General features: G+C 36.1%; 13 protein-coding genes. 2 read left to right on the plus strand and 11 right to left on the minus strand.

The genetic code is table 11. The annotated features are described in order from the left end of the window. Window positions 1-44: 44 nt before the first annotated feature. The 6 genes from AADJ06_RS15290 to AADJ06_RS15315 form a co-directional block, all read right to left on the minus strand. Window positions 45-1,265 (minus strand): WG repeat-containing protein, encoded by a 1,221-nt coding sequence (locus AADJ06_RS15290; protein WP_341227349.1) that lies wholly within the window; start codon window positions 1,263-1,265, stop codon window positions 45-47. 165 nt (window positions 1,266-1,430) lie between these two features. Next, complete coding sequence (locus tag AADJ06_RS15295; RefSeq protein WP_341227350.1) at window positions 1,431-3,197, minus strand: ABC transporter ATP-binding protein; 1,767 nt, start codon at window positions 3,195-3,197, stop codon at window positions 1,431-1,433. A gap of 82 nt (window positions 3,198-3,279) precedes the next feature. Then, entirely contained in the window at window positions 3,280-4,569 is a 1,290-nt protein-coding gene (hemL, locus tag AADJ06_RS15300) for a glutamate-1-semialdehyde 2,1-aminomutase (protein ID WP_341227351.1), read from the minus strand. Next, on the minus strand, window positions 4,562-6,238 hold the full coding sequence (locus AADJ06_RS15305; protein WP_341227352.1) for an ABC transporter substrate-binding protein: 1,677 nt from the start codon (window positions 6,236-6,238) through the stop codon (window positions 4,562-4,564). Before AADJ06_RS15305 ends, hemL begins: the two co-directional genes overlap by 8 nt. Window positions 6,239-6,309: 71 nt before the next feature. Next, window positions 6,310-8,172: a membrane protein insertase YidC gene (gene yidC / locus AADJ06_RS15310; RefSeq protein WP_341227353.1), complete on the minus strand. Its 1,863-nt coding sequence runs from the start codon at window positions 8,170-8,172 to the stop codon at window positions 6,310-6,312. 149 nt (window positions 8,173-8,321) lie between these two features. Further along, window positions 8,322-9,083 carry an SDR family oxidoreductase gene (locus tag AADJ06_RS15315; RefSeq protein WP_341227354.1) on the minus strand — a complete coding sequence of 254 codons (762 nt, stop codon included), beginning with the start codon at window positions 9,081-9,083 and terminating at the stop codon, window positions 8,322-8,324. Window positions 9,084-9,305: 222 nt separating this feature from the next. Here AADJ06_RS15315 and hslV point away from each other — a divergent pair, with 222 nt between their 5' ends. Together hslV and AADJ06_RS15325 are read left to right on the plus strand one after the other, a co-directional pair. Then, a complete protein-coding gene (gene hslV, locus AADJ06_RS15320; protein ID WP_341227355.1) occupies window positions 9,306-9,845 on the plus strand; it encodes an ATP-dependent protease subunit HslV in 540 nt (179 codons plus the stop codon). Between the two features lie 48 nt (window positions 9,846-9,893). Next, the gene (locus AADJ06_RS15325) at window positions 9,894-10,727 is read left to right on the plus strand and encodes a helix-turn-helix transcriptional regulator (protein ID WP_341227356.1); all 834 of its coding nucleotides are present in this window, start codon (window positions 9,894-9,896) and stop codon (window positions 10,725-10,727) included. Here the strand turns inward: AADJ06_RS15325 and AADJ06_RS15330 are convergent. The 5 genes from AADJ06_RS15330 to AADJ06_RS15350 form a co-directional block, all read right to left on the minus strand. Then, window positions 10,719-11,417 carry a hypothetical protein gene (locus AADJ06_RS15330; RefSeq protein ID WP_341227357.1) on the minus strand — a complete coding sequence of 233 codons (699 nt, stop codon included), beginning with the start codon at window positions 11,415-11,417 and terminating at the stop codon, window positions 10,719-10,721. The two genes, AADJ06_RS15325 and AADJ06_RS15330, sit on opposite strands and share 9 nt — an antisense overlap. Next, the gene (locus tag AADJ06_RS15335; protein WP_341227358.1) at window positions 11,392-12,462 is read right to left on the minus strand and encodes an AMP-binding protein; all 1,071 of its coding nucleotides are present in this window, start codon (window positions 12,460-12,462) and stop codon (window positions 11,392-11,394) included. The genes AADJ06_RS15330 and AADJ06_RS15335 overlap by 26 nt, the downstream gene beginning before the upstream one ends. After that, window positions 12,463-12,936 carry a Rieske (2Fe-2S) protein gene (locus AADJ06_RS15340; RefSeq protein WP_341227359.1) on the minus strand — a complete coding sequence of 158 codons (474 nt, stop codon included), beginning with the start codon at window positions 12,934-12,936 and terminating at the stop codon, window positions 12,463-12,465. 102 nt (window positions 12,937-13,038) lie between these two features. Continuing rightward, window positions 13,039-13,614 (minus strand): MarC family protein, encoded by a 576-nt coding sequence (locus tag AADJ06_RS15345; protein ID WP_341227360.1) that lies wholly within the window; start codon window positions 13,612-13,614, stop codon window positions 13,039-13,041. Further along, window positions 13,604-14,689: an aminotransferase class V-fold PLP-dependent enzyme gene (locus AADJ06_RS15350; protein ID WP_341227361.1), complete on the minus strand. Its 1,086-nt coding sequence runs from the start codon at window positions 14,687-14,689 to the stop codon at window positions 13,604-13,606. The genes AADJ06_RS15345 and AADJ06_RS15350 overlap by 11 nt, the downstream gene beginning before the upstream one ends. Window positions 14,690-14,866 lie beyond the last annotated feature (177 nt).

Consider the following 14,866-nt stretch of genomic DNA (forward strand, 5'->3'; position numbering starts at 1 on the left):
TTTAAGAGGGCTTTAAATATAATACCATGCAAAAGTTTGAAGTCCTAATTACGAGCCAATTCAAATTTACCTTTGCTAAACACCATTCTATTTTCATTAACATGAACAACAATCTTTTCTGGATTTGATGATTTATCAACAGCCACAGTGAGTTGTTTTTCAGCTTGAGCGTTTAAGAAATGGTATTCTCCATTCATTTGGACAGATGCCATGCCATCAGAGAAACTGTTTGCTGAATCATAAATGATTGGAATTACAATTTTCCCCATTTCGTTAATGAAACCGTACTTACCATTGCTCTGTACTTTAGCTAAGCCTTCTTTAAAGTCACCTACTTTATTAAATACAGGTATAACTAGTTCTTCACCTTTTTCATCCATAAAACCCCAAAGGTTATTTCTTTTGAAAGCATAAATACCATTATCAGACTGAACTATTCTATTAAAGCCAGAAAGGCTTATATTTCCTTTTCTTGTCATAATTCCGAAAGCACCGTCTTGGATAAATACTGCATTTCCATTTATAAATTCAGAAACATTATCAAAATCGTATTTCGTTATAAATGTACCCTTACTATTAATAACTGCTGCTTTTCCGTCCTTTCTTACTGTAGCCCTGCCCTCGTTTAGATTAGAAGCAAAGTCGAAATTATAATCTATCTCAGTTTTACCAGTTGTATTAATGTAACCCCACTTACCATTTTTCATTACTGGAGCTAAACCCTCAGTGAAGTTAAGAGCGAAATTAAATTGTGGCTCTATTACTGTGTTTCCATTACGATCTATATAACCAGCTAACATATTCTCAGTGAAAACAGCATAATCTCCTTCAAAAGTCAATGCTGACTCGAATTTGTTAGGTATTATTTCCTTACCAGAAAGGTCAAGGTATCCGTACTTGCCATCTTTTTTAAATAAGGCACGGTCTCCATTAAAATGCTCAAGAGCTTGATAGTTTAAAGGAGTAACCGGTTTTCCTGATGTAGCTACAAAACCATACATTTTACCTTTTCTAACAATGGTTAAACCATTATTAAAATCAGAAGCTTGATCATAATCGCATGGAACCACTACGTTTCCTGTTTTGTCTAGGAAACCAAATTTCCCGTTAATCTTTATTTTTGAAAGGCCGTCTTTGAAAACATACCCAGCTGAAAGTTCATAGGGCGTTTGGTTGTTGTCAACAGAAGTTGCGTTTACATTGGAAATTATACCCACTAAAAGTAAGGTGATAATTACTAGGTTTAATTTTTTCAGGGGTTTCATAATTTGCTGAGTTTATTCTTACTAGGAAATAAGCAAATTGCGTGCCAAAGCTGTCCTGAAGTGCGGATATAATAATTAGTGGTTTTAAAGTGCTATGAAGTCGCTACATTTTTTCGTTTTGTCGATATGTGGCTAAATGTCTATGTGAATATTCTAAGAAAAAATTTAATCTAAAGCTGCGGCATATTGCATTTCGTAGAGATTAGCGTAAGCGTTTTGGTTGTTTAGTAGTTCTTCATGAGTACCCATTTCTACTATCCTACCTTTATCTACAACCACAATTTTATGGGCTTTTTGTATGGTACTTAGTCTGTGGGCAATCACTATTGCCGTTCTACCCTTCATTAATTTTTCAATAGCTTTTTGAATCAATTCTTCTGATTCTGTATCTATAGAAGATGTCGCTTCATCTAAAACGATAATATTCGGGTTTTGAACCATAGCTCTAACAAATGAAATAAGCTGACGCTGACCTACAGATAAAGTAGAGCCTCGCTCCATAACATTGTAATCATAATTGCCAGGTAGTTGCATAATGAAATTATGCACCCCTACCATTTTTGCAGCTTCTATAATTTGTTGGTCTGTAATGGTCTCATCACCAAGTGTGATGTTGTTTCGGATGGTATCTGAAAACAAGAATACATCTTGTAATACCATGCCTATTTGTCTTCTTAAATGAGACATTTCATAATCTTTGACATCAATGCCATCTATTTTGATTTGTCCTTTGTTTATTTCGTAAAAGCGGGTTAAAAGATTGACAATAGAGCTTTTCCCTGCTCCAGTGGCCCCTACAAAGGCAACCGTTTCTCCTTTTTTAACTTCAAATGAGATGTCTTTTAATACATAGTTCTCATCCTTATAAGCAAACCAAACTTTATCAAAGCTTACTTCTCCTTTAATTGGAGCAGTAATACTTCCATTGTTCTGTATAAAATCTTCGCTATCCAAAACCTTTAAGATTCTATCAGTACTTACTATACCCATTTGAAGAGTATTTACCCTGTCGGCAATCATTCTTATGGGTCTGAAGAATTGATTGATAAACATTATGAAAGCAGTGATGGTACCGAAGGTAACGTTTGCTGCTGGGTTTAAAATTTCTCTAGCTCCGTACCAAACCACTAAACCTACTCCTAAAGCAGAAATTACTTCAACTACAGGATAGTAAATAGAATAGTAAAGTATAGAGCGAATATTGGCTTGACGATGATTTTTATTGATTTCAAGAAATTTCTTAAAAGAGATATCTTCAGAGTTGAAAACCTGAACCAAGCTCATTCCCGTAATTTGCTCTTGCATGAAGCTATTCAGGTTGGAAACCGCATTTCTTACCTTGTTAAAAGACTTTTTAACTTTTTCTTTAAAGATATATGTGCTGATGAGCATAAAAGGAATGGTGCTCAAACTAATTAAAGAAAGTCGCCAATCTGTATAAAACATAACGGCCATAATTAAGATTAGCTGTAGCACGTCACCCGCTATTGCGGCAAAGCCTGAACTGAAAACGTTTGACAGCGTTTCTATATCTGAAATAGTTCTAGTAACTAACCTTCCTATCGGTGTTTCATCAAAAAAGCGGAGTTTTAGGCTGAGAATCTTATCATATAACTGAACTCTAATGTCTCTAATGATATGTTGACCTAGCCAGCCAGCAAGATAAGTATTGAAAAAAGTTAAAATAGACGAGGTGAATAGTAAACCTATCATTAGCATAAGCATTTTGCTTAGGCCGGGGTAGTCTCCATTAGTAATAGGTCCGTCAATGGTATACTTTATCAGTAAGGGCATTATAGGAGAAAGTACTGCTCCTAGTAAAATCAATACCACTAATAAGATAAACCTAAACTTATAAGGTATAATGAAGGTCAATAACCTTTTTAGGACGGCCTTATCAAATATTTTTCCGCTAACTTTTTCTTCTTGCAAGATTTGGCTTTTTATAGTCTTATGCTAAAACCCGATACTAACGGTTTTCGTTCGAACTACCGGCCGTAGATCTTAGCAAATCCTATTTTGATATTTCTTCTAAGCTCTTTCTATTCGCTTTTAAAATAGTGCTGATGTCAGAAGAGCTTAGAGCTGTTGAGATAAATACGGTTTCGTATTGAGAAGGAGGTAGGTAAATACCTTTTTCTATCATTGCTCTAAAATATTTACCAAATAATTCGGTATTAGTAGTCTTTGCTGTTTCAAAATCTGTTACCTGCTCTGACGTGAAAAATAGGCTGTACATAGAACCCACATGATTCATAGTGTATGGTAATCCCATTTCTTTCAAGTCTTTTTGAATTCCGGCTACTATTTGGTTTCCGTTTTCTTCCAAAGTTTGATAAATAGCTGGGTTATCTTTCAAATGCTGGAGCATAGTAAGCCCAGCAGCCATAGCCATAGGATTACCTGACAATGTACCTGCCTGATAAACTGGGCCAGCTGGACTAACAAAGTCCATTATTTCTTTTTTTCCACCGTATGCCCCTACAGGCATTCCGGCTCCTATAATTTTTCCCAGAGTAGTCATGTCTGGTGTTACACCAAATCTTTCTTGAGCACCACCTAAAGCTAATCTGAAGCCAGTCATTACTTCATCAAAGATTAGAACTATCTTTTCTTCGTCACAGATTTTTCTTAATCCTTTTAAAAAACCTTTTTTTGGTAGCACACAACCCATGTTACCTACTACGGGTTCTAAAATAATGGCGGCTACTTCGTTTTTGTTAGCGTTTACTAAATTTCTAACAGCGTTTAAATCATTAAACGGAGCTAGGAGCGTATCTTTGGCTGTACCTTTAGTTACACCAGGGCTATCTGGTTCGCCCATAGTAACAGCTCCACTACCAGCGGCTATTAAAAAAGAGTCGCCATGTCCGTGGTAATTACCTTCAAATTTGATGAACTTATCTCTTCCGGTATACCCTCTAGCTAGTCTAATGGCTGACATGGTAGCCTCTGTACCAGAATTTACCATTCTTACTTTTTCTACGGAAGGAACTAGTTCGGTGATTAATTTGGCCATATCTACCTCTAAAGAAGTAGGTGTTCCAAATGAGAATGAGTTTTTTAGCGTTTCTTGAACTCGTTTTTCAACGGGTTTAAAAGCATGTCCCAAAAGCATTGGCCCCCATGAGTTTATAAGGTCAATATACTTTTCACCATCTACATCATATAAATAAGCTCCTTCTGCCTTTTCCATGAATATTGGGTTTCCTCCCACAGCTTTAAAAGCTCTTACGGGAGAGTTTACACCACCAGGAATATATTTTTGTGCTTCGAAGAAAAGTTGGCTGCTCTTATTAGTCATTACTATTTACTATTTCAAATCGTCCTCTGTTATACTTAACTATTGGTACTACTTTGTTTTCAAAACTCTTATTAGAGTAGTCAAAGCCACTAAGAAGGAGGTCGTCCATTTTTGGGCTTTCGTCTAAGTTAAGTCTAAATATTTCTTTTCCATCTTTTAGCATTCTGCCATAAAATAGCATCATGTCATAGCCAAGATAGGCGTAGTAAGATGGAATCATCTTCATTTTATCTATATAGGTTCTTCTGAAACTTTTCACCACACTCTTTTTCCCATCTATGTATTGGGGATAAACTAAATAGAGGTTTTTTGAAAGCAAATCTCTTGTGGATACCTCCATGTTAAAGCATGCATCTGTGGCTATCACTGTAGAGTCAGATTTTTGTTGACCAAGGGCTCTAATTATTTTTGGTCCAAATTTAGCATCACCTGTAATAAAAACATGGCCGGGATTTTTATTCGCAGAAATTGATTCTTTATCTATGAACCTTTTCTCTTCTATGACCTTGTAACCTCTGTTTTTTGCTGTTTCGGCATAGATATGAGCTAAAAGAGAGTCTTTTCTAGAGCCGTCGTGATACACACTTACTGACTTTTGTCTATCAAGTGTCTCTACAAAATCTAAGCACTTCTCCGCTTGAGTTTCGTTAGATGATTGAAGCAAAAATCTTGATTCTTCGTCTGATATTAGGCTCCTACTGTTAGAGATAGGGTGCACCTGGAAAATCTTATTTTTTGTGGTGTAGGTTTCTGCTACTTTATTAGGTCTACCATAAAGTGGGCCAATAATAAGGTCAATCTTTTTGAAGTTTTTGTCTTTAAGATATCCCTCTAAACTTTCAGAAGTTTTGTCAACATCAAATCCGTAGAGTCTTACAGGGACGTTTTCTTTAGTTAGTTTTTCTACGGCTAACTTCATGCCTATGAATAAATCATATACATACCTATTTTCACCTGTAGCCTCTTTTAAACTGAAGTCTTTTAAAGCAAATGGCAGTAATACTCCAAAATCTATTGTATGGTCGTCAAAAGCTCTTTCATAATTAACTCCTCCTTTGGAACCCTGTCCTTTAACATCTTCAGGAACTAGGTTAAAAAGGTTTGTCAATTGGTCTGAAAGCTCAAGGTCAGCCTTGGTATTGTATTTTCTAGCTTGAATTCTGTTCACCAATGTTTCTGCAACAATCCGCTGATTTGGGAATTTTTGATTCAATTCCTTCAGTAAAACTACATTTTCAATCGTTGGAATATTTGTTTGCATTAATCCATTAACATCCTTCTCTAGCGTTTTTGATGTGATCCTTTCTAAATAGGGGATACCCTCGGAGTAATACTTATCTTCAAAATTGACTACCCCATATAAATAATATGCCTCCTCTATTTTGTCCCAGTCTGGAAATCTAGTAAAAAGGTCTCTTAAGGCTCCTCTAGACTGATATGCTTTGTTTTCTTTTAGCGAAGCCAAGGCGTAATAGTAAAGAGCATATGGCACTACAGAGTTAGTATAGGTTTTAGAGGATAGGGGTGTGAGCTTTTGCAATGCTCCGTTAAAATCCTCATCTGCATAGAGTTGAACAGCTTCTTTATATTCTAGAAGATACTCCTCGTCCGTTCTTTGGGCGAAGGTCAACTGTGCCATGAATAGTAAAGCAATTACTAGATATCGCATATGTTTTTATTAGGTTCTTCGGTAAAAAAACGAAAATGTTCTGTGCTAATCAACACAGAACATCTTTATTATTATTTGCCTTTATTTTTACGCTTCTTAAGTTCTTGAGCTTTTACCTTATTTGCCTCTTCTTGAGCTTGCAATTGTTTTTGCATGTAATTGGCAAATTTGTTTTTCTTCTTAGGCTTAGTTGCGTAGTTCTTTTTGTTTTCCTCTAAAACGGCTTTAATCTTATCTTCATCAATAAATCTTTTTACTGTAAGCTGCTGAGCAATAGTAACTAAGTTAGAGACTAAGTAATAAAAACTCAAAGCAGCAGGGAAACTATTCAGTACAAAGAAGAATACCAATGGGAAGATATAAGAGATTTTCTTCATATCCACCGGACCTGGCTGAGCAGGGGTAATCTGATTATTGTAGTAAGTAAAAGCTAAACTGGAAATAGTCATTAAAACCACGAAAAGGCTTAGGTGATTGCCAATTACTGGTAAGTCAGTAGCCCAGCTAAGTGGAGCATCATAGGTAGAAAGGTCTTTCGCCCAGAGGAAACCTTTTTGACGGAACATCTCCATGTTTGGAAACAAAAAGAAAACCGACATCAGAATTGGCATTTGAAGTAACATAGGAATACAACCACTAAGCGGACTTACACCTACCTGTTGGTATAATTTCATGGTTTCTTGCTGAACCTTTACAGAGTCATCACCTACTTTTTCTTTAATCTCAGCTATTTCAGGTGCCAGAATTTTCATTTTGGCTGAACTCGTGTAAGACTTATATAAAAGTGGCGTTAATGTTAGTTTGATAATCAAAACCACCACAATAATAAGGAAACCGTAATTTGTAAAGAACTGCTCTAACCAGTTAAACAATGGTACAAAAACATACTTATTAATCGGTTTGATAATATCATAGCCTAAATAAAGGTTTTGAGAAAACCCGTCTGCTACGGTGTTAAGGTCTTTTGTAGTATTTGGTCCGAAGTAATACCTGAAATTACCTTTTCCAGAAGTAAGAGCCGAAATAGGGATAAGAGCCGAAACGGTAGCATCTTTAACTATAGTCGTATCGTTTTTTGGTGTTAGCAAGCTAATGCTAAGATTATCTAATCCTTCATTTTTACTAACAAAACCACTGGTGAAGTATTTCTGTTTGAAAGAAAACCAGCTAATAGGGCTTTCTGCTTGCTCTGCTTCGTCGCTTGTGCTGTTTAAACCAACGTCTTCAAAGTCGCCATCGGTTTCATAATAATTAACTTGAGCAGCTTTTCTATTTTCCTCTAAATCATTTTCAAGTCTTTTGAGCTTGTTCTCCCATTTAAAGTTAACAGCTTCATTATTAATCAAACCAGCAGTTCCGTCAAAAGCCAAGTCATAATCTAATGCATATCCACTTTCAGGAAGGCTGTAAGAGTGTCTTACAGTTTTTCCGTCAGCTAGTTTAAGCTCAAGAACCGCGGCACTTGCTGATTGACTGCTAACTGTAAAATATAAATCAGAAAGATTTACCTTCCCTGATGGCGTAGTTATTTCAAGGTCGATATCAGAATTACTCTCATCAATAATGACCATAGGGGCATCTATGCCTTTATCAAAATCATCATATGTTTTATGGTTTTTAAGGGCAACCTCTTTAATAACCCCACCTTTTGAGCTGATAGTTACTTTTAGTTCTGTGTTTTCTAAAACCACATCTTTAGCTTCACCATTAACTGCAGATGCAAAACTACCGTACTGTGCTTGTGCAGCAGCTGAGTCCAATACTACTGGAGTGCTTGCAATAGCATTTGAATTGGTGTTCGCGTTTTGAGTTTCTTGTGAAGTTTCTGTAGCCGGAAGCTCTTTGGGTACCGCAGGGTAAAAATACATGTACGAACCGTACATCAAAAACAGCAATACAAAACCTATAATATAATTTTTATCGAATTTTTCCATTGAGGATATTTGTTGAAACAAAATTTCGGCAAAAGTCGGAAAAAACTTTGACCTGAGAGAAGTAAAAAGTGATTATGTGAGATAAAACAGGATAATAGGCGTATATCAAGTTTGATGTTAGCCATGATTTACTAAAGTACACCCTTTAATTATATGGCTTCTGGCATAGGACTAACATTTAACCATCCTCCATCTATCGCTATGTTTTGACCGGTTAATTGTCCTGCTCCATCAGATAAAAGAAAGAGTGCTGTGGCTGCAATATCGGCAGTTTTAGAAACCTTTCGGGTAGGGATGAGCTTTGCCCAGCCTTCTTCATAACCCTTTACAGAGACGGTTCTTTCTGTTACAGTGGCTCCAGGGCTAATGGCGTTTACTGTAATGCCATGTGGTGCCAGTTTAGTGCCTAAAGATTTGGCTAAGAATGCAATAGCGGCTTTGGTCATGCCGTAAGCTTCTAACTCATCATGCGGCTGAATACCCGTGGTGCTAGAAAGCATGATAATTCTTCCACCAGTGTTTTGCTTAATTATTTGCTTGGCAGCTTGTTGAGCTATAAAAAAGGTACCTTGAATGTTTATATGGAGGAGCTGGTCTAATTTTTCTTTGGTATAATCTAAAAACGGACAAGAGGTAGTTATGCCAGCATTCGCAATAACAAAGTCTAAAGAACCAAATTCATTTATAGCCGTGTCAATAAGCTTTTTGATAATGCTTAAGTCTCCGGCATCGCCTTGAATAAAACGACAATTTCCTAAATTTTGTAAAACTTTTTGAGCGGCTAAGCCCAAATCATTATCCATATCATTGAAAACAATGTTTACTTCTTTTGAGGCTAATTGCTTTGCAATTTCAAATCCAATGCCCTGAGCAGCACCGGTTATTATCAATGTTTTGTTTTTGAAGGACATGAGGTTGACTGATTAATCTATTTCAAAGGTATAAATTCCTTTAATTGAAATTTAATATTAGTGCTTTTGAACTTACTAGAGCATATCAAGATTGTTTTAATTAAGAAAATAAGTTTGGATAGTTTTTTTATAAAGAAAGCTTTTAGAGCTATGCGTGAATTCAAAGAGAACTTAGTGCATAAATTTTTACTTTTGCGAAGCTTAAAATAGAGATAAAGAGAGATGACAAAGATAAAATCGACAACTGTACTTGGAATAATTCATAATGGTAAAGTAGCATTAGGAGCAGATGGCCAAGCTACCATGGGAAATACAGTAGCTAAATCAAATGTGAAAAAGGTTAGGAAACTAGCTGATGGTAAAATATTGGCAGGTTTTGCAGGGAGTACGGCTGATGCCTTTACGCTGATAGAAAAGTTTGAAGAGAAGTTAGGTGCCTATGGTGGAAATATGAAGAGAGCGGCTATAGAGTTGGCTAAAGACTGGCGTACAGATAGATATTTAAGAAAACTGGAGGCCATGATGATAGTGGCAAATAAAGATGAAATGCTGATAATATCTGGAACTGGTGATGTGCTAGAACCTGATAATCAGATAGCCTCAATAGGGTCGGGGAGTATGTATGCTCAGTCCGCGGCTATTGCTATTAAAAAACACGCTTCGCAGCTTACTGCAAAAGAGATGGTGGAAGAGGGTTTACACATTGCGGCTGATATCTGTATTTACACAAATCATAATTTAGTAATAGAAACGCTAGACTAATTACTGCTTAATTTATTAACTTCAAGCATATTAATTATTAGGTGAATTATGGCGTCGGTTTTTGCTAAAAATTTAAGGTTTCTAAGGGAGGAAATAGATATTTCCCAAACAGATATGGGAGAGCGATTAGGCCTTACCAGAGCCTCTGTAGATGCTTATGAAGACGGGAGAGCCATGCCGCCATACCCAAAGCTTAAAAGAATAGCCGACCATTTTAATCTCTCTGTGGAAGCTATGACCGAAGAAGAACTTTGGGGTAGCCCTTTAGAAAAGGAGATAGAGCGTTTAAAGCAAATAGAAGAGGAGGACGAAAAAGATATAATTCTAAGAGAAGAGGGGAGCGATGCTACCTTGGAAGAGCAATTACACTCGCTTAATATTAGTTTGACTGATAGTGGAGAGAGCAAACATGGTTTGCCACTTATTCCATTGGTAGAATTAAAGTATTTCGCCAAATATCTAAATAGCTCTTGGGCGTCTTTAGAACCCCAGCTTAAAAAAGTATCTTTTGACCTACCGAAAGGTAAGAATTATAGGGCTTTTGAATCTGGGCAAGATTTTCCTTTTTCTAAGAGTGTGCTATTCGTATCACCTATAGAAAATTTTAGTGATTTAGAGGATGGTGATAGGTATTTAGTAGTGTCAAAAACACATGGAATATTATATCGCACAGTTTTTAGCCAAATAGAGAGAAAAGGAACCATAATTTTAAGTGCCGAGGTAGGAGATATAGACACCATAGAAATTCCAGTTTCTGAAATTAAGGAACTGTGGGAAGTTAAAGCTTTCTTTTCAAAAACATTACCAAAGCCCACTAAAGACCTAAGTGCACTAAGTGATTTAGTAGAAAAGCTACAAGCGGAGTTAAAGCGATTAGGATAAGTATTGCTGTATTTTAGAAGGTTGAATTAAATAGCTTTTTCCTAATTCATACCAAAGTTCGTCTCCAATGCTAAGAAATAAGCCAGACTTTCTAGGTGCTTTTTTGCTTGCTTGCTCAGGTCTGAAATCTCCGGAAAATACATCTTTTAAGAAAATGTTTAGTTCATCCCATGGGTGACTTTTCTTTTGACCATTAAGCGTTTCAGAATATGTTCTTTCTTTGAACGAAGCTTCAAAAGAATAGTCTTTTCTTTCTTCATTAGAAATTCGTAAAACCCTGATTAGTAAAGGTGCTTCTCTTTCTGCTGCCTCAAAAGCTGCTTGCTGTAGTTCTTGAATAAAAATAGAAAGATGTTCGGTTTCGTCCGGGTATCCTGTTCTTTTATTATGCGTTATTTGCCAGAAATTGTCTCCAGAGCGTAGTTCCGATTTCTTAATAAGATGCAAATCGCTTTTTATGCTCTCAATGTATTCAGACCAATCCTCGTTTAAATCACCAGACCATTTCAAATCGTCGTCTTCTGAGAAACCTTCATCGTATATTTCTTCTTTAGATAAACCATCACGGTCTAAATAGCTTAGTTCAAAATCTAGGTGTTGTTCTCCATTTTCTTTTTTCTCTAGGTGTATTTCTACAGCATAGGCGTAAGGAGGAGGAACTAGGTCACTTGTTTGAAATTGAATATGCATTTACAGTTTTTATTTTATCTATTTTTCCAGAGCCAGTTTTTAAGAATGAATTGACAAAAACAATTTGTTTTGGAGCTTCAAATTTAGGCAATTCCGTTTTGAGATGGTTTACAAGAGCTTCATCTTTTAAAGAATCTTCTATAAAGAGATGTAATTTTTGACCAAGCTTTTCATCAGCTATACCAAAACAGAAAAATGGCTTTGTGATTAAACCTAATTTGTCAATTTTTGATTCAATTTCGTTTAAATTAAGTTTGACACCACCACTGTTTATAATACCGTCAATACGTCCATTTAATTGAAATTGATTGTTTTTTTTGAGTGTTGCAAGGTCATTAGTGACAATCCATTTATTTGCTGTAGCTTTATTTTTAGTACACAGGCAGCCTCGCTCGTCAAGTTTGATTTTGGTGTTAGCAAAAGCTTTGAAATATTTATCAGGGCTATCACCATTTAACCTTTTAGTGGCTAAATGTGTCACGGTTTCTGTCATGCCGTAGGTGGCATATACAGGCGATTTTATTTCTTGAGTTTTTTCTAATAGATTTTCACCAACTGCCGCACCACCTAGAATAATGGCTCTTGCCGAATTAAGTACCTCAATGGCTTGAGGGTTATTTAGCAATTTCTCTAACTGCATAGGTACAAAAGCGAAGAAGTTTTTGCCCATGTTTCTGGTCAAAAGGTATTTATGCCTTCCAATGCTGTCTATTAGGTCACCTTCTGGTGGTATAACTATCAGTTCGGCACCTAGCTCAATAGCCCTAATTATCATTAACTTGCCAGCAATGAAATCTACGGAAAGATTGCATAAGAAAATGCTGTCTTGGTCTAAATGAAAAGCTTTGGCAGTTTGCCTTACAGAGGCTTTTATTTGATCTTTTGAGATTAAAATGGTTTTTGGAGTACCTGTAGAGCCAGAGGTTTTCACTGCCAAATACTCTTGCCCATTTTCCCAGGCCACTATAAAAGCTTTAACTTTTTTAAAGTATTCTTGGTCCGATTTTGTGTTTAATAAATCTCCGTCTTGTGCTCTAATAATCATTTATTCAAAAACGCGGACTGTATTGGATGTTTCGTCAGTAGTAACCTTATATCGGGTTAGATCTCCGGTGGCAGGTCCTTTTTCTACAGCTCCAGATTCAGAAAATTCAGACAAATGTAGTGGGCAAAGGAAGTCTTTTTCTGCAGGTCTGTAATCAATAATGGTTCCTTGATGGGTACACTTAGCAGAAACTGCTATAAATTTATCTTCCAAAGTTCTGGCCACTATTACTTCATTACTGACTACGTATCCTCCCAGCGTATTCAACTTGTTATTCGCTGTTAAATTAAGGTCAAGCGTAAAGTCTACTTTATCTCCACCTCCACCTGGCATAGGGTCAGGTATTTCTGAGTCAGAACAAGCTTGAAGGCAGTTCATCAATAGGATTCCGCCGAAGCCGATTCCTACCTGTTTCATGAATTCTTTACGCTCCAAAGTGTTCTTTTTCTTAGGTGTTGATACAAGTTTTTCCATGTAATCGAGCTTTGAGATGATTTGAAATTAATAGTTCTAAAATAAGGAATTCATCTAATTAACGCATTTTAAGCTGGAAAGTATTCATGAAAATCTATGAAATCATAAAAGGAGATTGGCTTTGATAAGTTTAATAGCAATAGCTAATAGTATAAGGCCAAATACTTTTTGTAACACTTCAATACTTGCTGGACTTATTTTTCTTTCCAGCCATGAGGAAGATTTCAGTACGATATATACCAAAATAAGGTTAATTAGAATGCCTACTATAATGTTTTCTACATGATAGGCGGCTTTTAAAGATAATAATGAGGTCATAGTTCCTGCTCCAGCAATCATTGGGAAAGCCAAAGGCACCACAGAGCTAGAGCGAGCACCAGTGGTAGGGTTATGTTTGAAGATTTCTCTTCCTAAAATCATCTCAAAACCCATTAAAAGGAGGATTATAGCACCGGCTACCGCAAAGGAACTAACATCAACACCAAATAAAGCTAAGATTTTTGTTCCAAGATATAAATAACCAAACATCAAAACCCCAGAGATAATAGTGGCCCTTTCCGCTTCAATGCCGCCAGACTTTTTTCTGATATTCAAAATGATAGGTATAGAACCCAAAATATCAATGATGGAAAAAAGAATTAACGTTACAGATAAAATTTCTTTAAAATCAAATGGCATTACTTAAAGTGTCGCTTAAAAAAGCTTTTAGTTGATGATAATCTTGATTTGGAATAGCGGGAAAATTGGCCACTCTAAAGGTGTTATTTTTCCATTCTCCGTAACCATTCCCCAAAAGTATTTCATTTTGCTTGGCTTTAGATTTAATCATGGTGATTATTTTTTCTTCAGCTTCTAGAGTAATGACATTTGGAGACTGGGTTAGTTTGTTTTTAATCAATGGGTTAATTCTTTCAAAAGACGCAATATGTTCAATGAAGTCGTTTGCACGGGCTTTTAGCTTTGAAGAAACTACCTCTATATTTTCAGCTTCTCTAAGGATTCTGTTTAGCAAGAAAATGTTTAAAATATTTGGAGTATAATGGGTCTGAAATTTTTGAAAATTTTCTCTAATGAAAAGGAAGCTATTATAATGATTTCTTTCATTTAGCTTAATGGCTGCTTCTATTGCCTTTGGCGAAACTATCATGACGCCCATTCCAGAAGGAAGCCCAAGACATTTCTGTACGGAGGCCAAGAAAACATCACCTGCAGAAAAGTCTATGGCATAACCTCCTAGAGAAGAGGTTACATCAAAGCATTTAAGAAAATGTGATGGCAGGCTTCTTAAATTGTCATTATTTATATAACTACCGTTTGACGTTTCACTTTGCACGGCACAAAAGCAATCATAATTTTGGGCAATCTGAATTTCTGAAAGCTCTTGGTCTAAGAAAAAACGAGAACCCCTAATCCCTTTAATGGTTTCAATGCTTCTATCAATATTTGGACTAGGATTGGTAACGGTGTATTTAAACCATTTTTTACCAAAGGCTCCATTATAAGCAAACTGAACATTTCCAGAGAGTACTGACTGTGCTACTATTTCCCAACATTCGGTGGCAGATGAGGTAAAGTAGATTTCGTAATCTTTTGGAACAGCCATTTTTTGTTTAAACAAATCAATGGTTTCCCTTAGCAGCTCCATAAAGGAATCGCTTCTGTGGTTTTTCTCTAAAATGCCACAGTCAAAAGCTTCATTCATGAAAGCTTTTACAGAAGGATAAATTTTGGAGGGTCCTGGATAGAAATTCATCAAACTTTATTTTTCTCAAATGTCGGGAAAAATATTTCGGTCTCATTCTTTTCTAATAAAGTGCTTTCGGAGAAACTGATGGTTTTTCTGATGATTTAGATTTTATAATTTCAGAGAATGGCGTTTTTAAAAGTATGAAATAAGGCTTTTTCGGTACCAAAAAGGCCACTTTCTTTT

The organism is uncultured Arcticibacterium sp. (genome assembly GCF_964021845.1).
Classification (GTDB): Bacteria; Bacteroidota; Bacteroidia; order Cytophagales; family Spirosomataceae; genus Arcticibacterium.